The organism is Aliivibrio fischeri (assembly GCF_009727955.1).
GTDB classification, from domain to species: Bacteria; Pseudomonadota; Gammaproteobacteria; order Enterobacterales; family Vibrionaceae; genus Aliivibrio; species Aliivibrio fischeri_A.
In genome coordinates, this window is the sequence record NZ_WOBR01000004.1 from 946,059 (window position 1) to 967,852 (window position 21,794).

General features: G+C 38.4%; 22 protein-coding genes and 1 other annotated feature. Of the genes, 10 read left to right on the forward strand and 12 right to left on the reverse strand.

Annotated features, from left to right (window positions below):
• Positions 1-272 precede the first annotated feature (272 nt).
• From GNP81_RS07695 to GNP81_RS07715, 5 genes are all read left to right on the forward strand, one after another.
• Positions 273-1,508 carry a dicarboxylate/amino acid:cation symporter gene (locus GNP81_RS07695; protein WP_155673565.1) on the forward strand — a complete coding sequence of 412 codons (1,236 nt, stop codon included), beginning with the start codon at positions 273-275 and terminating at the stop codon, positions 1,506-1,508.
• Between the two features lie 169 nt (positions 1,509-1,677).
• Positions 1,678-2,223, forward strand: a complete 546-nt coding sequence (locus tag GNP81_RS07700) for a septation protein A (protein WP_155673495.1) — start codon at positions 1,678-1,680, stop codon at positions 2,221-2,223.
• Between the two features lie 94 nt (positions 2,224-2,317).
• Positions 2,318-2,728, forward strand: coding sequence for an acyl-CoA thioester hydrolase YciA (yciA, locus tag GNP81_RS07705; RefSeq protein ID WP_005418761.1), 411 nt, complete (start codon positions 2,318-2,320; stop codon positions 2,726-2,728).
• A gap of 104 nt (positions 2,729-2,832) precedes the next feature.
• Entirely contained in the window at positions 2,833-3,135 is a 303-nt protein-coding gene (locus GNP81_RS07710) for a YciI family protein (RefSeq protein ID WP_011261655.1), read from the forward strand.
• 25 nt (positions 3,136-3,160) lie between these two features.
• Positions 3,161-3,559 carry a GspS/AspS pilotin family protein gene (locus tag GNP81_RS07715; protein ID WP_155673494.1) on the forward strand — a complete coding sequence of 133 codons (399 nt, stop codon included), beginning with the start codon at positions 3,161-3,163 and terminating at the stop codon, positions 3,557-3,559.
• 74 nt (positions 3,560-3,633) lie between these two features.
• Here the strand turns inward: GNP81_RS07715 and GNP81_RS07720 are convergent, their stop codons facing one another.
• From GNP81_RS07720 to GNP81_RS07775, 12 genes are all read right to left on the reverse strand, one after another.
• Positions 3,634-4,584: a class I SAM-dependent methyltransferase gene (locus tag GNP81_RS07720; RefSeq protein ID WP_155673493.1), complete on the reverse strand. Its 951-nt coding sequence runs from the start codon at positions 4,582-4,584 to the stop codon at positions 3,634-3,636.
• Entirely contained in the window at positions 4,581-5,267 is a 687-nt protein-coding gene (locus GNP81_RS07725; RefSeq protein WP_155673492.1) for a TIGR01621 family pseudouridine synthase, read from the reverse strand. The genes GNP81_RS07720 and GNP81_RS07725 overlap by 4 nt, the downstream gene beginning before the upstream one ends.
• A 108-nt stretch (positions 5,268-5,375) precedes the next feature.
• Complete coding sequence (gene hisIE / locus GNP81_RS07730; protein WP_005418750.1) at positions 5,376-5,996, reverse strand: bifunctional phosphoribosyl-AMP cyclohydrolase/phosphoribosyl-ATP diphosphatase HisIE; 621 nt, start codon at positions 5,994-5,996, stop codon at positions 5,376-5,378.
• On the reverse strand, positions 5,993-6,766 hold the full coding sequence (gene hisF / locus GNP81_RS07735) for an imidazole glycerol phosphate synthase subunit HisF (protein ID WP_012533285.1): 774 nt from the start codon (positions 6,764-6,766) through the stop codon (positions 5,993-5,995). Before hisF ends, hisIE begins: the two co-directional genes overlap by 4 nt.
• Positions 6,748-7,485: a 1-(5-phosphoribosyl)-5-[(5-phosphoribosylamino)methylideneamino]imidazole-4-carboxamide isomerase gene (hisA, locus tag GNP81_RS07740; protein ID WP_054775608.1), complete on the reverse strand. Its 738-nt coding sequence runs from the start codon at positions 7,483-7,485 to the stop codon at positions 6,748-6,750. The genes hisF and hisA overlap by 19 nt, the downstream gene beginning before the upstream one ends.
• 186 nt (positions 7,486-7,671) lie before the next feature.
• A complete protein-coding gene (hisH, locus tag GNP81_RS07745; RefSeq protein WP_155673491.1) occupies positions 7,672-8,286 on the reverse strand; it encodes an imidazole glycerol phosphate synthase subunit HisH in 615 nt (204 codons plus the stop codon).
• Positions 8,287-8,294: 8 nt separating this feature from the next.
• Positions 8,295-9,368, reverse strand: coding sequence for a bifunctional histidinol-phosphatase/imidazoleglycerol-phosphate dehydratase HisB (gene hisB, locus GNP81_RS07750; protein ID WP_336495427.1), 1,074 nt, complete (start codon positions 9,366-9,368; stop codon positions 8,295-8,297).
• 74 nt (positions 9,369-9,442) lie between these two features.
• Entirely contained in the window at positions 9,443-10,483 is a 1,041-nt protein-coding gene (gene hisC / locus GNP81_RS07755; RefSeq protein WP_155673490.1) for a histidinol-phosphate transaminase, read from the reverse strand.
• Positions 10,484-10,492: 9 nt separating this feature from the next.
• Positions 10,493-11,797: a histidinol dehydrogenase gene (gene hisD, locus GNP81_RS07760; RefSeq protein ID WP_155673489.1), complete on the reverse strand. Its 1,305-nt coding sequence runs from the start codon at positions 11,795-11,797 to the stop codon at positions 10,493-10,495.
• Positions 11,798-11,802: 5 nt separating this feature from the next.
• Complete coding sequence (gene hisG / locus GNP81_RS07765; protein WP_155672658.1) at positions 11,803-12,699, reverse strand: ATP phosphoribosyltransferase; 897 nt, start codon at positions 12,697-12,699, stop codon at positions 11,803-11,805.
• A gap of 123 nt (positions 12,700-12,822) precedes the next feature.
• Positions 12,823-12,945 (reverse strand) — a sequence feature (His leader region).
• Between the two features lie 220 nt (positions 12,946-13,165).
• On the reverse strand, positions 13,166-14,161 hold the full coding sequence (locus tag GNP81_RS07770; RefSeq protein ID WP_155675064.1) for a porin: 996 nt from the start codon (positions 14,159-14,161) through the stop codon (positions 13,166-13,168).
• Positions 14,162-14,797: 636 nt separating this feature from the next.
• Positions 14,798-15,808 carry a porin gene (locus GNP81_RS07775; protein ID WP_155672659.1) on the reverse strand — a complete coding sequence of 337 codons (1,011 nt, stop codon included), beginning with the start codon at positions 15,806-15,808 and terminating at the stop codon, positions 14,798-14,800.
• Positions 15,809-16,332: 524 nt separating this feature from the next.
• On the opposite strand from GNP81_RS07775, the gene dinG reads away from it, so the two are divergent.
• The 5 genes from dinG (at position 16,333) to tssA (ending at position 21,790) form a co-directional block, all read left to right on the forward strand.
• Positions 16,333-18,417 (forward strand): ATP-dependent DNA helicase DinG, encoded by a 2,085-nt coding sequence (gene dinG / locus GNP81_RS07780; RefSeq protein ID WP_155673487.1) that lies wholly within the window; start codon positions 16,333-16,335, stop codon positions 18,415-18,417.
• 68 nt (positions 18,418-18,485) lie between these two features.
• Positions 18,486-19,256: a TSUP family transporter gene (locus GNP81_RS07785; protein ID WP_155672661.1), complete on the forward strand. Its 771-nt coding sequence runs from the start codon at positions 18,486-18,488 to the stop codon at positions 19,254-19,256.
• A gap of 10 nt (positions 19,257-19,266) precedes the next feature.
• Entirely contained in the window at positions 19,267-19,818 is a 552-nt protein-coding gene (locus GNP81_RS07790; protein ID WP_005418729.1) for a primosomal replication protein, read from the forward strand.
• 28 nt (positions 19,819-19,846) lie between these two features.
• Entirely contained in the window at positions 19,847-20,017 is a 171-nt protein-coding gene (gene rsmS / locus GNP81_RS07795) for a pleiotropic regulatory protein RsmS (RefSeq protein WP_336495432.1), read from the forward strand.
• 222 nt (positions 20,018-20,239) lie between these two features.
• Positions 20,240-21,790, forward strand: a complete 1,551-nt coding sequence (gene tssA, locus GNP81_RS07800; protein ID WP_155673486.1) for a type VI secretion system protein TssA — start codon at positions 20,240-20,242, stop codon at positions 21,788-21,790.
• Positions 21,791-21,794: the final 4 nt, after the last annotated feature.

The window sequence follows — 21,794 nt, forward strand, 5'->3', positions numbered from 1 at the left end:
TAAATTAAGCCTCTTTTTTTTCCTCGATATATACCAACCTAATTACCCTCTCCTAAATTGTTAATAAAATACATCAGCACATAACGACACAGAACAATAAATACACAATTAAATATACAAAAGTTAATAAACACATTGCCATATGTTAATTTTACGTGTAAAACGACACCCGAATTTTTAATAACAATACACATAATAAATAAGAGCTATTCACTAAATTTTCGTAAGAACACAACATAGAGGTAGACAAAGTGTTAAACAAAAAAGGATTTATGAACAACATTGGGGTTCAAGTCGTTATAGCCATGATTATAGGTACCATGGTTGGGGCAACAATGGGCGAATCAGCATCCATGTTTGCGCCTCTTGGGACCATTTTTATTAATCTAATTAAAATGTTAGTTATACCATTAGTTGCTGTTGCTCTTATTTCGGGAGCTGCAGGATTAGGTAACAGTAGTAATGCAGGAAAAGTTGGTTTAAGTACACTAGGTTATTTTGGTATAACATCGGCACTAGCTGTTGCCTTAGCGCTATTTATGGGTGAAATTTTTGAACCGGGAAAAGGGATTGATGTTTCAGGTGTAGAAGGAATGTTCTCTTCTGCCTATGCATCTAAAGGAGAACTACCTACTTTTTGGGCAACCATTACAGGCATGATCCCAACCAACGTTTTCCAATCCTTAAATGAAGCAAATATTCTACAAATACTTGTTTTCTGTCTATTTTTTGGTATCGGCTTATCTAAATTAGAAAAAACACGTCGTGAACCAATGCTTAATGCGGTTAACGCAATTGTTGATGTGATGGTTTGGATGATCAACAAAGTAATGATCATTGCTCCTATCGGCGTATTTGGTTTAATGGCAGAAGCCGTTGGTACGTTTGGCTTTGGTGCACTAATGGTGGTATTTAAGCTATTCGTTGTCTACGTTGCTGCTATTGTTATCTTTGGCTTTGTAGCCTACCCACTGATGGTTGGGTTATTTACTAAAACCTCTGCAAAGCAATTCCTTGTTGCAATGAAAAAACCACAAGCTGTGGCTCTTTCAACAGCATCATCAATGGCAACACTACCAGTTACGATGGAAACCGTTGAGAAAGATTTAGGGGTTCGCAACTCTACCGCCTCTTTTGTCTTACCGCTTGGTGCAACCATTAACATGTCAGGTAACGCAATTTACTACGGCCTAGTTGCTATCTTCTTTGCTCAACTGTTCAATATCGACCTATCTATTGGCGCCTACATCGCTATCATTGTGACTTCAACTCTAGGTGCTGTTGGCCAAGCTGGCGTTCCGGGGCCTTCTTTCTTAGTGGTCGCAGTTTTATTAGCGGCAGGCATCCCAATCGAAGGTTTACCACTGTTATTCGCACTAGATCGTATCTTCGATATGATCCGTACAGCCTTAAACATTACAGGTGATGCGGCGTGTGCAGTGATCGTTGATGCGATGGTTGAAGAAGAACACAAAAAAACAGTAAGAACAGAAAATCAAAATGCTTAGAAAAAGTTAACCTAAATAAACCCAACTTAAATCAACAAGGCCAATTATTTCACATTGGCCTTTTTTTGATCATCGAACATAAAATGTAACAAGCAATTTTTAGCGATTCCCTACTCCTTCAATTTTCGTTACACTCACAACATAATTTATTATTGGCTCAACATAAAAAATGAAACAAATTCTAGACTTTATCCCACTGATTATCTTTTTTGCTCTATATAAGATGTACGACATCTATACAGCAACAGGTGCTTTAATTATTGCCACAGCCATTCAACTTGTTGTGACCTACGCTTTATACAAGAAAGTAGAAAAAATGCAGCTAATCACCTTTATTATGGTGACCATATTTGGTGGCATGACCATATTTCTGCATGACGATAACTTCATCAAATGGAAAGTAACCATTGTTTACTGCGTTTTTGCTGCTGGTTTAATTATTGCGCATATTCTGGGCAAACCTGTAATTAAAGGCATGCTTGGCAAAGAAGTTACATTGCCTGATGATAAATGGACTAAGATCAACCATGCATGGGTATTATTCTTTACTGTTTGTGCTATTGCGAACCTTTATGTTGCCTTTGAAATGCCATTAGACGTATGGGTTAACTTTAAAGTCTTTGGTTTATTGGGATTAACTTTCTTATATACTCTATTCACTGGTATGTACGTTTATAAACATATGCCAAAAGAGAAAAAAGAAGAACAAGAATAGCCAAAAAGATAATGATTAAGCCGTGTATACAACACGGCTTTTTTATGTGGTAAACTCAGCTCAATTCTATTTTTTGTTGTATTGGAACCCAACTTTGACAAGCCCAAATAACCTTGGACAAGCCCCTAAAGGCCAACTACTTCTTCGAACTCTCTCTATGCCTGCTGACACTAACGCTAATGGTGATATTTTTGGCGGTTGGATTATGTCACAGCTTGATTTAGCTGGTGGTATTTTAGCAAAAGAGATTTCTGGTGGCCGAATTGTTACGGTTTCAGTATCAAGTATTACCTTTAAAAAACCAGTTAAAGTAGGTGATGTTGTTTGCTGTTATGGTGAATGCGTTAAGATTGGCCGAACCTCAATGAGTATCAACCTTGAAGTATGGGTTAAACCTGTAAAAGAAGATGGGATTGGTGACCGCTTTCAAGTTTGTGAAGCCACTTTTAACTATGTTGCTATTGATGCCAGCGGAAAACCTCGTCCAATTCCGAAAAATGCGTAGTATTTGGAATAATTTTCATTATTTTTCAAAAAGCTCTGGTTTATGACTGGGGCTTTTTTTATGATGAAGAGATCAATGATGATATTTAATTAAAGGACTCTATAATGTGGTATGTGATTTTTTCTCAAGATGTTGAAAACAGCTTAGAACGTCGTTTAAGTGTTCGTGAAAAACATCTAGAGCGCCTTGCTCAACTACAGAATGAAGGCCGTTTATTAGTAGCAGGACCTATGCCTGCAATTGATTCTGAAAATCCAGGAGAAGCAGGCTTCACTGGTTCAACAGTTATTGCTGATTTTGCTTCATTAGAAGCAGCTCAAACTTGGGCTGATAATGACCCTTATATTGATGCTGGTGTTTACGCAAAAGTAATTGTTAAGCCATTTAAAAAAGTGCTTCCAGCTTAATAAATATAAACAATAAGATTATCTGATGAAAAAAATTCTACTCACTGCTATTAGTGCAATCATCCTATCTGGCTGTGCATCTAATGAGCAGCAACAAGAGATTGAAATGCTTGCAGACTATCGTGCAAGTGTTCTTGCTAGTGTGCTCCCCCTAGAGATGGGACAACTGACTTTATTACAAGCAAAAGCAAAGCAAGGCGTCGTTAAAATGATGTTCTTGGACGGTGGTAATGGTGAAATCAGTACCAATCAAATCATTGAAAATAGCATAACTACTTTTTGTAAAGATAAAGAAGTTCGCCCTGTGTTAGATAAAGGGGTAACTTATCGCTACATTATTCGTAATTCACGTGGTCAAAAACAAAATGATATCATTGTAAATGAACAATCGTGTTTGGATCGCGAACAAGAAAACGAAGAATAATACAGCCTCACCAAACAAAAAAAGCCCTTTTCATCAACATGATGAGAAGGGCTTTTTATATCAAACTAATTAGATTAACGAGTAAAACGCATCACTTTTAGACCACTTTCAGGATTAATGTCACTAAACTCTGGTGGGTTATCTAAACGCTCAACAAACTTAAGCTCAGGCGCTTCTTCAGCCATTCCATCAATTAAGAAATCAGTAGATACCGCTGGCGAATTCACACACGCTAATACTTCACCCGTTTCTGTTAATAGACTAGGTAAACGGCGTAAGATCTTCTGATAATCTTTAGTTAAAGCAAAGCTACCTTTCTGAAAACTTGGCGGATCAATAATGATAAGATCATATAGACCTAACTTCTTAATCTTACCCCATGATTTAAAAATATCATGACCTAAGAATTTAACTTTAGACAAGTCATGCTGATTTAGACGGTGATTGTCACGACCTCTTCCTAATGATGCTTTGGCCATATCTAAATTAACAACTTGAGTTGCACCACCGGCAATCGCTGCAACAGAAAAGCCACATGTATACGCAAACAAGTTTAATACTGATTTACCTTCGCTGTGCGTCTGCACCCATTTACGACCGTATCGCATATCTAAAAAGATCCCCATGTTTTGGTTCTTTTTAAGCTCTAATTGATACTTTAGGTTACTCTCTTCTACGACAGGAAATGTATTTTCCTCTCCCCAAACTACTTGCGTTGGGGCGAATTCTTGATAACGATGTTGCAATAAAATCGACGTGCCATTTGCAACTTTCCATAATGAATTTTCTGCAAGCTTATTTAACTTAACAATTAATTGTTCAACAAATTCAGGAGTTTGCTCTTTAAATAAAGCCACCACAAGCTGGCCAGTTGACTCTTTTTCCTGTAACCAATCAACCGTAATTTGCTCTAACCCCTCAAAACATTGACCGCGGCCGTGAAACAAACGACGTAGTTCACTTGGCGGATTATTCAATTGCTCTTCAAGATGTGTAAATAACGTATCTAATGCTTCTATCTTCATGATTTCTTCTTAATCTCTGGCCAAGTTAATGTCCACGGTGTTTGCCACTGAGCTAATCCAGCTTGAATGGTGTCATTTTTCCATTCTTCACCTTGTTTTGGTGTTTCAATAAATTCAAACGCTTGCTCTTGATAAGTAAAACGTAAAGCATAAGCGTGGAGATAACCACGATCTGCGTTAGATGAGCTGTAAATTGGATCGCCTAAAATACCCGAACCGACGCTTTTTAGTGCTACACGTATTTGATGGGTTTTCCCTGTATGAGGCTTACATAAGAACAAACGGTTACCATCATTCGCAGCGGTTGAGAAAAACTGTGTCACCGCAGGATTTTCTTTGCTATTAATCAATTTCCACGAAGCACGGCGTGAACGTTCCATATCGCCAATAACCAAGCCTTGCTTCTTCTTCGGTTTTTTATCGCCAATTGCTAAATAATATTTCTCAACTAATCTGTTTGCGAACAGTTGTGATAATTCACTAGCGGCAGCTTGGTTTCTACCAATCAATAATAAACCTGATGTCATCTTATCTAAACGATGAATTAAATAGAGTTGTTTATCACCCGTCTCTTTTGCTAATTCAATCAGCAATGAGGTTTCACCATCGTCTTTATGAACACTTACATTGGGGTGTTTATTTATGACAAGAAAATCTGAATTTTGATAAAGGATATCGAACATTGGCGCTCCTAAAATTGAGCGCAGAGTATAACGAGGATGGTATTTCAATTCCAATAAAAACGCCGATCAAATGATCGGCGTTATTTTGCTACTGTTCAATTTAAGGAACTACTTATGACGCTCTTTCAATTTATTAATCACATCATCAAACGATAAGCCTTGATCTTGCAATAGCACAAATAAGTGATAGATCAAATCCGCTGATTCACACACTAGCTCCGCCTTGTCACCCGACGTCGCTGCAAGCGCGACTTCAACGCCTTCTTCGCCAACTTTTTGCGAAATACGTTTGGTGCCACGGGCGTAGAGACTTGCTGTGTAAGATGAGTCAGGATCAGCATTCTTACGCTCGGCGAGTAGCTGTTCCAACTGATGAAGCCACACCAATTGAGTTTCTTCGGTTTTATCGCCATCCCAACACGTTGTTGTTCCTGTGTGACACGTTGGACCAACTGGGTTTACTTTAATAAGCAACGTGTCGTTATCGCAATCCAGTGAAATATTAACTAAGTTCAAGCTGTTGCCAGACTCTTCGCCTTTAGTCCATAAACGATTTTTAGTACGAGAAAAAAACGTGACTTTGTCTGTCTCTAGCGTTTTAGCCAAAGCATCTTGGTTCATGTAACCCATCATCAACACTTGGCTTGAACCAAAATCTTGAATAATTGCAGGTACTAAACCATCCACTTTTTCCCAATCAATACGTGTTGCTAATTCTTGTTGGCTCATCGGCGTACCTCTACATCCTGTTCGGCTAAATAGTCTTTTAATTCACCAATATTGATGATTTGTTTGTGAAATACCGATGCAGCTAATGCACCGTCTACGTTTGTTTTATTATATGCGTCTGCAAAGTGAACCATTTCACCAGCACCACCTGATGCAATTAGTGGCACATGACACACTTCTCGCACCATATTCAATTGCTCAAGATCGTAACCATTACGAACACCATCTTGATTCATCATATTTAGTACAATTTCGCCCGCACCACGTTTCTGTACTTCTTGCACCCAATCTTTGGTTTCCCACTTAGTTGCCTTAGTTCGCTCTTCATCACCGGTAAATTGATAAACTTGGTATTTACCAGTCTCTTTATCAAAGTAAGAATCAATACCCACTACGATACATTGAACACCAAACTTATCTGCAAGCTCTGTGATAAGTTCTGGGTTCGCTAATGCAGGAGAGTTAATTGATACTTTGTCAGCACCAAATTCTAAAATCTTTGCTGCATCTTCTGCGGTTTTAATACCACCAGCAACACAGAATGGAATATCAATCACCTCAGCTACGCGAGCAACCCAGCTTTTATCGACCACACGACCATCACTTGATGCGGTAATATCGTAGAAGACGAGCTCATCTGCACCCTCTTCCGCATAACGCTGTGCTAGGGGGACAATATCACCGATGATTTCATGGTTACGAAACTGAACGCCTTTTACTACTTGACCGTCTTTTACATCAAGACATGGAATTATTCGCTTTGCCAACATTGGAATGCCTCCTCTGCGGTAAATTTGCCATCAAGCAGAGCTCGGCCCACAATCACACCAGCAACACCAGAGCCTTTCAACGCAGCGATATCATCTAATGAACCAATGCCGCCTGATGATTGGAATTGTACTTGAGGGTACTGTTTACATAGGTCTACGTAGAGTTCTACATTCGATCCTTGCAACGTACCATCGCGTGAAATGTCAGTACACAGAACATGCTTCAAACCAACGGTTAGATAATCTTCAAGCAGCGCTTCAATCGTTACACCAGAATCTTCTTGCCAACCTGAAATAGCCACATTACGAGTACCGTTTTCATCAATATTGATATCTAATGCTAATACGATTTTTTCAGCACCGTACTTTTCCATCCAGCCTTTGACTAATTCTGGCTGTTTTACTGCAGTGGAACCAACAACCACACGCTGTGCACCCGCGTTTAATAAATCTTGTACATCCACTTCATTACGCACACCACCACCAATTTGAATATTGGCAGGGGTACTTGCTAACAAGCGTGCAATTAAATCTAACTGACGTGCTGTCGTGTCTTTTGCGCCAGTTAAATCCACAAGGTGCAGCCAGTTAGCGCCCGCTTGGTGATACAAATTAAACTGCTCGGCTGGATCAACTTTGTATTCTGTTACTTGCCCGTAGTCGCCTTGAAACAGACGAACCACTTGGCCTTCAATTAAATCTAATGCTGGAATAATCATTCTAATTCCTTTTAGCTCTCACTTGTGGAGAGTCCTATTTCTCTTTTAACTCTATCGCTACTAAAAGATGTAGGATTCAGGGCGCTTCGCTTGCAGGTTTCAGGGTAGTTGTTGTGATATTAGGATTAACCCCTACCCACCCCTGAACCCTTTGAGGGAGCTTGCGACCGATCTGAACCCTGCCTTTTACAGCTCCAAAAAGTTCTGAATAAGCTTTGAACCAACTTTACTTGAGCGCTCTGGGTGAAACTGAACTCCGTAGTAATTATCTGCTTGCAGTGCAGCGGTGAACGGTTGTCCGTAATCACAAGAAGCAATGGTATAATCGCCTACTTGCATCCCAAAGCTGTGTACAAAGTAGAAATAACTGTTCTCTGGGATGTCTTTAAACAGCGGATTACCTTCAACAGGTTTAATGGTATTCCACCCCATGTGAGGCAGTGGTAAATCACCGGTTTGAAGCTTACGAACTTCACCTTCACACAAACCTAAACAATCCACAATTTGATCGGCTTTTTGACCTTTTTCTTCGGAGAGTTTACCCAGCAACTGCATACCTAAACAGATACCCAATAATGGCTTTTCTACTTGTTTAACTAACTCAATGAGATCACGTTCAGCCAAGTTTTTCATCGCTTCGCTTGCCGTGCCAACACCTGGTAAAAACAGCTTATCTGCAGCCAGAACCACTTGAGGATCTCGGCTTATCGTAACCTCGTAACCCAAACGCTCAATCGCAAATCTCACTGATGAAACGTTAGAACAACCCGTATCAATAATAACGACGTTTTGATTTGTCATAGTCACTCCTACAATACGCCTTTTGAGCTTGGCAGTTCATTACCTTCTACCTTAATCGCTTGGCGTAACGTACGACCAAACGCTTTAAATAAGCTTTCAATAATGTGGTGATCATTATGACCCGATGAAGAAAGGTGTAGCGTACAAGCAAGAGTATCCGTTAGAGAACGGAAGAAGTGAACCACCATTTCGGTTGATAAATCTCCTACTTGCTCACGGCTAAATTCAGCATCAAACTTCAGATATGGACGACCAGATAAATCAAGCGCACATTGTGCTAAACACTCATCCATTGGCAAGCTGAATCCAAAACGACCAATACCACGCTTGTCGCCTAACGCCTCTTTTAACGCTTCTCCCAATGCAAGAGCGGTATCTTCAATGGTGTGGTGATCATCAATGTGTAAGTCGCCCTCTACATTGATCTTCATTTGGAAACCGCCATGTGTAGCAATCTGATCAAGCATGTGATCAAAGAAACCAAGACCAGTAGTGATCTCATTACCACCTTGCTCATCCAAATTAACAAACACTTTAATGTCCGTTTCTTTGGTTGTGCGTATTACTTCTGCAGTACGCGCATTTACGGTCAGATCTTTTAAGATCGCAGGCCAATTCATCGCTTCTGGGTGATATTGAATACCACGAATAGCCATGTTTTCTGCAAGTTGAAGATCCGTCAGACGATCACCAATCACAACTGAGTGTTGAAAATCGACTTTTCCACCTTGAAGATACTCTTTAACCATACCTAATTTTGGTTTACGGCATGAGCAATTATCCTCTTCAAAGTGAGGGCAAATAAGCACATCATCAAACTTAACACCTTGAGATTCAAACAACTCCATCATCATATTATGTGGCGCATCAAACTCATCTTGAGGGTAGCTATCTGTACCTAAACCGTCTTGGTTCGTCACCATCACTAAACGGTAACCGGCATCTTGAAGAGAAAGTAGAGAAGGAATAACCAAAGGCTCAAACTTTAGCTTATCTAAACGGTCTACTTGGAAATCCACCGGCGGCTCAACAATTAAGGTGCCGTCACGGTCGATAAATAAAATCTTTTGTTGTTTGCTCACAGGAACGTCCTTTTAATTTTTCTAATTTTATTCTTTACAAGCCCCAAGCCTTATTCCTAAGCTTGGGGATAACATCACAATAATTGATTGCGAATAAAGCCCAATGTTTTTTCGCATTCTTCGCGATTACCAATACTAATGCGTACGCAATTTTCAATTGGTGAGTTACGTAGAATAATGCCGTGATCCCACGCAGCTTTAAACATACCGTCACCATCTGTAAATTTCACGAGTAAATAATTGCCCCACCCTTCAAACACAGTGACACCCGGTAACACCATCAAACCTGCTTGTAAATAAGCACGGTTAGCGCTGAGATCAAGCATTTGATATTTCATACGAGCTAAACCAGCTTCAGATAGAGCTTGGGTTGCAATCTCAGCCACAGGGACTGGTACTGGATAGGGAGCAATTACTTTAAGTAATACATTAATTAACTCTTCATTCGCAAGCGTAAAACCACAACGCAAACCAGCGAGTGCAAATGCTTTCGATAATGTGCGAAGAATCGCAAGATGTGGGTAATCAGTCAGTAAATCAACCGTGGATTTTTCCATACAAAAATCGATGTACGCTTCATCCATTACAACAATGGCACGATCTTTTGTCATTTCTAATAATGAAAGAATGTCTTTACGAGCAACGATATTACCCGTTGGGTTATTTGGACTACAAACAAATACTACTTTTACATCATTTAAATTTGCTTCTATTGCTGGAAGATCTAATTGCCAATCTGATGTAAGTGGTACCGTCTTTGTTTCCACACCGATTGTTTCGGCACTAATGGAGTACATGCCATAAGTTGGGGGGCAATATAAAATTGCATCTTGATTCGGTTCACAAAAAGCACGCACCAATAATTCAATACCTTCATCAGCTCCTCGAGAAGTTAAAACCTGTTCAGGCTTTACGTCTGCATAAGCAGCATAAGCATTAATTAACTCTGGCGGTTGACATTCGCTATAACGATTAAGACGAGCAAAATTAAATTTGTATTCGTTATCAAACGGAGATTCATTAGCATTCAGCCATACATCTCCCGAGCCACCAATACGACGAGCTGAGAGATAAGGCGTCAATGCTTGAACTTGTTTTCTGGCTAACTTTTCCATCATGAATTCCTATTGATTTGCTTCTAACTTAGCAAGCTTTTCTACTCTAATCGTGACGGCTCGTTTGTGAGCATCCAACCCTTCAGCTTCAGCCATGGTAACTACAGTTGGTGCTAACCCTTTTAAGCCATCGGCTGTTAATTCTTGCACTGTCATACGCTTAGAGAAATCAGCTAATCCTAAACTAGAATAAGTTCGTGTATAACCATAAGTTGGCAGTACGTGGTTAGTTCCTGATGCATAATCCCCTGCCGATTCAGGTGAGTAATCACCTAAGAAAATTGAACCTGCATTATCTAACAGAGGTAATAACTCTCGAGGATTCTTTGTTTGAACAATAAGATGTTCAGGACCATAAAAATTAGAGATGGAAACACATTGAGTCAATGATTCTGCAATAATAAGTAAACTTGAGCCTAAAGCTTTGCGAGCTATATCTTCACGGCTAAGTTCTTTTAATTGTTTCTCAACAGCATCTGCAACTTGATCGGCAATAAGCGGCGATGGTGTCACTAAAACCACTTGAGAATCAGGTCCGTGCTCTGCCTGACTAAGAAGATCCGCCGCGATAAAATCAGGATCTGCCGTTTCATCGGCAATAACCAAGACCTCAGAAGGCCCTGCAGGCATATCAATCGCAGCACCACGAAAATCATTTGATACTTGACGTTTTGCTTCGGTTACATAGGCATTACCTGGTCCAAAGATCTTATCTACTTTAGAAACCGATTCTGTTCCATATGCCATAGCAGCTACCGCTTGAGCGCCGCCAATATTGTAAACTTCATCAATTTTACACAGCTTCGCTACATACAAAATTTCATCAGCAATTGGAGGCGGTGAACAAAGAACGACTTTGTGACAACCAGCAATTTGTGCAGGAACACCAAGCATTAATACTGTCGATGGTAACGGTGCACTTCCGCCAGGAATATACAAACCCACTTTATTTACAGGCATAGTGATTTGTTCACATACAACACCAGGTTGTGTTTCAACTTTTACCGGTTGTGGTTTTTGTGCTTGGTGAAATTTAGAAATGTTACTATACGCTTGTTTTAACGCTGTTTTCATCTCCTCAGTCAAACGCTCACACGCATCATCAATCTCAGTTTTAGAAACACGTATTGAGCTAGGTTTCACTCGATCAAACTTTTCAGTCAGTGCTGAAATGCCAGCATCACCTTCTTGTTTTACAGTATTGATAACATCCGCTACTGCTGCAGTAATATTCGCACCTTCAGTAATTGCAGGTCGCTGTAAAACCGTATCTTGCTGTGAATCACTCAATGATTGCCAAACTAACGTTTTCATAATGGCTACTCCATCATTTTCTCAATTGGCAATACTAGAATAGAACTCGCACCTAGTGCTTTTAACTGTTCCATTGTTTCCCAAAATAGATTTTCTGTACTTACTAAGTGAACCGCAACCTTTGCTCCATCACGTGACAAAGGTAAAACAGTTGGATCTTCTGCCCCAGGAAGTAGATCTTTAATCGCATCAAGCTTATCTGTTGGTGCGTGTAACATAATATATTTTGATTCTTTTGCTTGAATGCAACCTTGCATACGAGTTAATAACTTATTAATCAACGCTGCTTTATCAGCATCAAATTCACCTTCTCGTTGAATTAATGTCGCTTTTGATCGAAAAATTACTTCAGCTTCTTTAAGACCATTCGCTTCAAGTGTTGCTCCTGTCGATACTAAATCAGCAATCGCATCCGCAAGACCAGCGCGTGGAGCCACTTCTACAGAACCATTTAAAATACAGGTTGAGAAAGGAATACCTTGCTCATCCATATAACTTTTCAGGAGTCGAGGGTAAGTCGTTGCAATACGTTTGCCGGCTAGATCTTGCGGACCGTTATAAGTTTCGTCTTTATCAATCGCAATAGATAGACGGCAACCACCGAAGTCTAAACGACGTAAAGTAGTAAATGCTGAAGGCTCACCAAGTGCTTCACGCTCTAAACGTACTTCTTCAAGTTCATTTTCACCTATCACACCCAAATCAACTACCCCATCCATGATTAGGCTTGGAATATCATCATCACGAACTAACAGTAAATCAATGGGCATATTTTCAGAATGAACCACTAAACGTTCGCCTGAAATGTTAAATTTCATACCGCAGCGTTTGAATAACTCTTGGCACTCTTTAGATAGACGACCTTTCTTCTGGATCGCAATGCGTAATCGTTGTGATGACATAATTTCTTCCTTGTAAAAATGTGATACCAATTGAACTATTTTATAAGTCAAACAATGCAACTAGTTAATTTTAAACTCTTATAAATCAATAAATAATCTAACTTTAATTTGTTACTAAAACGAAAAAACCCTCAGAAGTTTGACCTTCCGAGGGTTAGAATTTTTATTCATCGGAAGGAAATTCAAATTGCCTTCCGGATAATACGTATCCTCCCGAAAGACTAATCAGGATGATGGTGGTGATGAATGTTCAGACCTTGAATACGCATAAATATAAACCTTTAGTAACAAACTGTATTTGTTTTTAACCTTGTAAACACATTATCAAACTGTGGTTTTATTTCAACAAAAAAGATGAATTATTTTAAAGAAAATTATATTTCATTTTTCACAAACTTTTTTACAGACGAAAAAAAGCCAGTCAAAATGACTGGCTTAATAATCTGTTTTACTTTAAATCAAGAGATTAGAAGTAGTAGTAACCTGCTGCGAATACGTAAGTTTCTTCGTCTGCGCCGCCAGCATCAAGGTCTTGACGTACGTCGATACCCATATCCATGTTCTTAGCTAGAGTGTACATTGCTGCAACGTTCACGTAAGAGTAATCTGTATCAGTTTTACCAATTTCTTCTGTGTTACCAGCGTAACCAGCAGCAAGAGTTAGGTCTTCAGATACTGCGTAACCAGCAGATACGTAGTAACCAGTGTTAGTTTTGTCTAAAAGCTTAGTATCTGTTTCTTCAATCCAGAAGTTAGCACCAAGTTTTAATTCACCCAGTTTAACGTTACCAGTTACTGTGTATACATCGTAATCAGAATCACGTGTTTCGTAACCTGCGTATACGTTGAAGATTTCTTGTTCGATACCAACGTAACCATTCACGCCTTTATCAGCTTTTACGTGATCATCACCAGTTTCGAAGTAAGAAACACCGTATGCAAAACCACTTGTAGCGCCTTGGAATTTAACTACGTTGAATGCATCAGATGCATCACCAGCAGAAGCACCGAATTCGTATGTGTTGTCACCAGCACCATCGATTGCATCAAGAGCTGTGTCATTTTCCCAACCGAAAGATGCGATACCAAAACCTGTATCAAAGCCTAACCATGCTTTATCAACATCAGTAGCTGGGCCTGAACCGTTTGGAATAGATTTAGTTTCGCTATCTGTTGTGTAGTTCAACATTAAGTCAGTTTCAAAGTAACCAACGATGCGGTTATTACGGTAGTTAACTGCTAGAGTTAAACCTGTTGCCCAGTCATCGTAAAATGCTTTAGAACCAGTGTCGTAGTAACCACCTACACCAACAGAACCAGAAACAGAGAATTGGTCTTTGTGCATTGGGTCAAATGCAAACATATCTTCGTTACGGCTGTTTTGGCTGCTTGTATCAACAGCAAAAGCTGAAGCTGAAGCTGAGATACTTGCGATAGCAAGCGCTAAAAGAGTCTTTTTCATAATTAAGTCCACTGCCTTTTCTTAGAAAGATTTGGAAATCCGATTTCCGGTTCCCTTTTTATATCTGGATTGCTACAGAAGCATCTTAATGTGCTACTTGTTAGCATCTCGATTTCTGGAGAGTACTTTGCTAAAGATTTCTCACCATGTCAACGAAGAAAGTCAAGGAAAGTAAAAAATGATAAACACACACAATACAGCAACTTACATAAAGACATCTTAAGATTTGACAGAGATCACACTAGAAAATATAAATTTAGATAAACGATAAAAAGGACAAAAAACAACAAACACACATAAGCAATTGAAATAAAACAGACAAAAACATAAAAACAAATAAAACCAACAACACATAAATGCATTACTGATTAACATTAATAAATAGAATTTGATATTTAACAAGGCCAAATCACAAGATAAATTAATTGCATATTTTTTATATTTGCGAGCTATAAACTAATAAAAAATGAAGAAGCCTAAAAAATTAATTGTGATCTATAACCCACTTTATCCCCATTCACTCATGTTTAACTGTTGAAGCAAAACAGCGTTGCGACAATAAATCAGCCGAATAAAAACAAAAAAAGCCAGTCTATTTGACTGGCTTAATAATTACTTCAACTTTATATAATACAATTAGAAGTAGTAGTAACCTGCAGCGAACACGTAAGTTTCTTCGTCAGCAGCACCTGCATCAAGATCTTGGCGTACGTCAATACCCATATCCATATTCTTAGCTAACGTATACATTGCCGCGACGTTCACGTAAGAGTAATCAGTTTCAATTGTTGCAATCTCTTTCGTATTAGCAGCATAACCAGCAGCTAATGTTAGGTCTTCTGTTGCTGCAAAGCCAGCAGATAGGTAATAACCTGTATTTTCTTTATTACCAAGGTTTCTACCCGTTAAATCGCTAGCATCACCATCTTCAATCCAGAAGTTTGCACCAAGTTTAACTGCACCAAGCTTAACGTTACCCGTTACAGTCATTACATCATACTCAGCTTCATCACGAGTTTCATAACCAGCATAAACATTAAAGATTTCTTGCTCGATACCAATGTAACCATTCACACCCTTATCGGCAGCAACATGGTCATCACCAGTTTCAAAGTAAGATACTCCGTAAGCAAAACCACTTGTTGAACCTTGGAATTTAACAACATTAAAACCATCAGATGCATCACCCGCAGAAGCACCAAATTCGTATGTGTTATCACCCGCACCATCAACAGCATCAAGTGCTGTATCATTTTCCCAACCAAAAGATGCGATACCAAAACCAGTATCAAAACCTAACCATGCTTTATCAACATCAGTAGCAGGGCCTGAACCATTTGCAATAGGTTTAGTTTCACTATCAGTTGTATAATTCAACATAAAATCAGTTTCAAAATAACCAACAACGCGATTGTTACGGTAGTTAACAGCAAGAGTTAAACCAGTAGCCCAATCATCGTAAAATGCTTTAGAACCAGTGTCGTAGTAACCACCTACACCTACAGAACCAGATACAGAAAACTGATCTTTATGCATAGGATCAAATGCAAACATTTCATCGTTCTTACTATTTTGGCTACTAGTATCAACAGCAAAAGCTGAAGTCGAGATACTTGCGATTGCAAGAGCTAAAAGAGTCTTTTTCATAATATTCCACTGCCTTTTCTTAGAAAGTTGGAAATCCGATTTCCGGTTCCCTGTTTTTATGTAATTTATTCAGTATCGATAACACATCTAACCGTGTGATTAATCAGTACTTCTGAATTCGATTGCTACTTTGCAAAAACTAAATTCACATGTCAAATAATATAAACCTAAACATAAAAAACAATAAAGACTTAAAATACAAAAACTTACCTACAAATAAAAAGTAAATATTTTGAAAAAACTGATAAAAACAAGGGTGGTTGTAAATATTTATTTTCACCTATAAAAGAATTTAAACCTAAAAACAGCAATAAAAAATGAATCAAATAAAATTATTCACCTATTATGAGATAAAATCCAAACTTATATAAAATCTAAATCTTAACATTTAGACTCAAACGCCACCACATTCTCACTTTCGTGATGTTCATCTCAATTTAAATACATTGAATTCCATTATTTGCAGAAGATCACACTCAAACTTGCGTGCTACAATGGTTCTTTAAATTTAATTGAGCCTTCTCATGCTGAATAAATCGGTTACTGATAGCATTCGCCAAAGCTACAAAACACTACAAGATCAACTTCCAGGTTTTATACCTCGCCGTGCTCAGAACTATTTAGTAGCAGAAATCGCTAAATCACTTGCAGGTGAATACAGTGATTCTAATCGCATGATTGTTGCAGAAGCAGGAACAGGCATTGGTAAATCTCTTGCTTATCTACTAAGCGCCATTCCATATGCAAAGTTAAATAACAAAAAAGTGGTTATCTCAACCGCAACTGTTGCACTTCAAGAACAGCTTGCTCATAAAGACTTACCTTTCTATCGCCGTATATCGCCATTGCCTTTTTCTTTTATTATTGCAAAAGGTCGTCAGCGGTATTGTTGTAGTCATAAGTTGTCTCTACTAACAGAATCAAACAATGAAGACGACAAGCAAGTTGCTTTGTTTACTGAAAAACCAAAAAAGAAAGAGTTAGATTTACTAAAGAGAATGTACAAAGCATTAGCTGAAGGTAAATGGGACGGTGATATAGATAGTTGGCCAACGACAATCCCCTCTTCTATCTGGCAAAGCATTGTTTCAGATAAGTACAGCTGTCATAACGGCTTACCAATGCACCGTGAATGTCCGTTTCAAAAAGCTCGTGAACACTTGGATAAAGCGGATGTGGTTATTGCAAATCACAGTTTAGTTATGGCTGACATCGATTTAGGCGGTGGTGTTGTTTTGTCTGAACCAGAACAAACCATATATATTTTTGATGAAGCTCACCATCTACCAAATGTGGCACGAGAACACTCATCTGCTGCTGCGAGTTTAAAAGGTTCAGCCTCGTGGTTAGAGTCATTAAACAAATCGGTTAGTAAATTCTGTAATCTTGCAGATCAAAAAAGAGTTAATCGATTCCAAAACTCTCTTCATGAACATATTCAGGAACTAATTCCTACGCTTAACCAGTTAAGTAAGCAATTTGACCCGACATTATTCAATGATGATGGAATTTATCGTTTTGAACATGGTGAAATACCAAACTGGTTAGCAGAGCAATCCAAAGAATTAAAAGAAGTCTCAACTAAAGCCAATCAAGCACTAGCGAAAATTAGTGACTTAATCTCTGAACGCATGAAAGATGGCGAATTAGCACCGAGAATGGCAGAGCCAGCATTAGCTGAAATAGGCTTTTACTTACAAAGATTAGAAAATTTAGCTCAAGTTTGGTTTTTAATGGCAAAACCCAATAGTGATAAAGGAGCACCACTCGCTAGATGGCTAGAAAAGAGTCAAGACAGAGACGGAGATACCTTCATTAACGTATCCCCTCTTGAGGTAGGTTGGCAACTTGACCAGAATTTGTGGAGTCGAGCTGCTGGGGCGGTTGTCGTTTCAGCAACAATGAGAGCATTAAATAGCTATTCGTTTTTTTGTAAACAAGCAGGTATATCAGAAAAGCCTGAGGATGGAGTACGCTTCTTATCCTTAGCTTCACCATTTAATTACCAAGAGAATGCTCAATTAGTCATCCCTAAGCTATCAATGGAACCGTCAGCGCCTGGTTTTACAGATTTATTAATAGAGGAACTCCCCTTTTATCTTGCCGATCAATCTTCAAGTTTAGTTTTATTCTCATCTTACTGGCAAATGAACAAAGTTGCTGAAGGTATAGAAAAGATTGTTAAAAAACACGGGTGGAACCTACTTATTCAAGGACAGGAATCAAGACAAGAAATTCTAAAAAAACATAAAAGGCTTTGTGAGGAGAATAAAATCAGCATCTTATTTGGAACAGGAAGCTTTTCTGAAGGATTAGATTTACCTGGAAACCTACTTACAAATCTAATTATAACTAAGATTCCATTTGGTGTTCCAACCTCTCCAGTTGAAGAAGCGCATTCGGAATATATTGAGAGCCGAGGTGGTAACCCATTTATGCAGATCAGTGTTCCAGAAGCGAGTAAAAAATTAATTCAATCTGTAGGTCGACTACTGCGTAAAGAAGAGGATTCTGGTAGAGTTGTGCTTCTTGATCGCCGTGTAATAACTAAGCGTTATGGTAAAGCTCTTTTGGACGCCTTACCTCCTTTTAAAAGACTAATAGAGTAATATCTCGTTATTACTTAAATCATTCGCAGATGCGAGCTTACTATAGCTATTAATAATTAAGAATTGATATGGAATTTCTCGAACCATCAACCCTCATCATCCTAGGGTTAGTTGCTTTTATTGCTGGATTTATTGATGCTGTTGCAGGCGGAGGAGGAATGTTAACTGTCCCTGCTCTACTCTCAATAGGGCTTCCTCCACACATAGCTTTAGGTACAAATAAATTAGCCGCAAGTTTTGCTTCATCTACGGCTGCACTTACCTACTTTAAAAAGAAGTTGTTTGACCCCCATTTTTGGAAAGCGTCTTTTGTCGCAACTTTATTTGGCGCAACATGTGGCACTTTGCTGGTTAACTATATTTCGACTGAATGGCTTGAAAAAGGATTACCGTTAATCATTTTAGCAGCTGCAATTTATACTATTTGGCATCCACAACCAAAGGCCGATCAAAATCAATTACCTGATATCACACCTAAACTAAAGACTCAGCAGGTTATTCAAGGCTTATCTTTAGGGTTTTATGATGGTGTCGCAGGTCCTGGAACGGGTGCATTTTGGACGGTGAGCAGCATGGCGATGTATCGTCTAAACATCTTATTAGCATCAGGCTTAGCAAAAGCCATGAATTTCACCAGTAACTTTACTTCACTGGTTACCTTTGCAATTCTTGGCCATATTAACTGGGCACTAGGTTTAACTATGGGCGTCTGCTTAATGGTCGGCGCATTTATCGGTGCACACTCGGCTATTCGTTTTGGCTCTAAGTTTATTCGACCAGTGTTTGTAACTGTGGTTTGTATCTTAGCTGTTAAGCTCGCTTTAGACGCTTGGTTCTAACGGAACAATTATGACTAATTTTACCTCTATCGAAATCATGCTAGAACAACTAGGTAAAACGGCGGCTGAAATTGACCGACGTCGAGGGGAACAGCGACTTCCTTTATTTGATGAACGTCTATTTGGATGCAGAAGCCGCTATCTTGTGCCCTGTATAAATGAAGCAAAGGCAACGCTTGGATCGATTCAGCGAGAAGAAAAAGCAAATATTCTAACGACACAAAGAGCTGAATATTTAACGCAAATGTTAGTTGCTCAAATTGAAGCGATACAAAGAGAAGTTGCAACTCAACGTATACGCTCTAACGAACCTCGTCCGAAGGGAAGCTATAAAAAACCCATTAGTGATATGTATCAAGACCTAGCTCAACATCAAGAGTGGGAACGCCGTTTAGCACAAATGGTAAATGATCAAGAATTGGCAATTAATCAATGTCATTCATTCTCTCAGCAGCAAGATCTACAACAAAAGCTGTTAGCAACAGAAAAACGCTTACAACGCTGTAAAGAAGCAATGATCCGATTAGAACAACAAATTACTTATCGAGAGCAACATGACTAACCTCCAAAAAAATCTGCAAACACCACAAATTGAAGCAGAAGTTGAAGTTCAAACAAAGGCTCCTAGCCCTCTAGATAGCGCATCGGATGAAATAAAATTAGCGGTGGATTTAATTTATCTTCTTGAAAGCAACGAAGTCGATAAAGAAACAGCAATCAAAGCATTAGAGATTGTGCTCTCCGACTTCAAAAACAAATAACGTATCAAAAATAAGACACCTGCTTTATTTGTAAATCATGAGAAATAGTTCTTTTAATTTAGTTTCATAAAATTTAGATCTATTTCTCAATTAATTTTCATCGCAAATTATTCCCCTTTCTTAATTAAATTCTTCCATTTACTATTTCTATATAAAAATAATTTTAATAATAATTAAATCAATACAATCTGACTTGAACAACATCATTTAGCTAGGGTAAATATGTTTTCTTACGACTCAATCCTTTCTGATATATCAGATAAGGATCGCTTAGGCACAGATTTAACTTATGAGCCTGAGTTTGAATTAATTGAAGAAGAAATAAAAAAATCAACGAATCTGTTTGCTACAAGCAAGACGGACTGGTCTACCGTGCATGATAACTCATTGAATTTACTAAACGGAACTAGCAAGGATTATAGATTACTTTACTGGCTATGCTTATCTATAACTAAGAGAAATCTTGCTGTTGATAATAATGAGTTAATTCGTGTTATTAATGATTTCATCATTAAATTTAAAGATGAAATTTATCCGAAGAGAAAGAGAAGTCTATATTCATCTATTAATCAAATCATTAATATAATAACAGACTACACAAAATCTATTATCGATAATATAGACAATATAAATGCTGCAGATATATTAATTACACAATTATCAGCATTAGATGATTCAATTGGAGCTATTTTCCAAAATAATACTGATAATTTATCTTCAGTTATTTCATTAGCAAAAAAACTTAAAAAACGTCTAAAATCAGAAACCGAAAATAATGAGATAGTAGCACCACAATCTATACCATCCGCACCAGCACAAGCTCCATCAGCAACATCAACTATCTCATTTTCTCAAAATGACATCACAAACGATAGAGATGCAAATAAAGCATTTCGTCACTTACAAGATGTAGCGAGAACACTCTCAAAATACTGGTTATCTCAAAAACTTAATGATGAAAAAGTATATCAATTAAACCGCACTCTAACATGGTTAACCATATCGCAATTACCTGCAAGTAACGACGATAATGTAACTATGTTAAAGCCTGTTCCTCAGGCCAGAATACAATATTTCCAACAATTAAAAGCAGAATTAAATCACTCTACATTAATCATAGAAATGGAAGAAAGCCTTTCTAAATCACCATTTTGGATTGATGGCCATTTCATGGTTTGGGAAAGTCTAACCGCACTTAATCATCATGATGCAGCACAAAGCATCACGGATCAACTGTCCCTATTAATCAACAAAACACCAAGCATCACCGACCTTAAGTTTGATGATGGGACTGAGTTTGCAAATGAATCAACAAAAGCTTGGATACAGCAACACTGTTCTATTTCAACTCATGCTACTACTGCCCCTGTAAATCATTTCGATGAATCACAAAACAGCAGTGACTGGGAAGATGCACTCCAAGAAGCCCTCACATTGTTACAGCAGCACAGTTTAAACGAAGTGATGCAACCACTTATTCGCGGTCATCATCAATCACGTTCCGATAGAGAAGCCTTTTTTTGGCAATTTACACAAGCAAAACTGCTATTTCAATCCAGTAAATACGATTTAGCCAATTCACTTTTCTCATGGCTTGATAAGCAATATTCCCAATCCGTACTCGCTCATTGGGATCCTATTCTGGAAGAACGTTTACTTGAACTGTGGCTTCAATGCCATAACAAATTATCTAAAAAAGACCAAGACAGTCAGTTGCTAACACGCATACGTGAAAGGCTCTGCTGTTTAAACCCAATACGAGTTCTTAATTAAACCC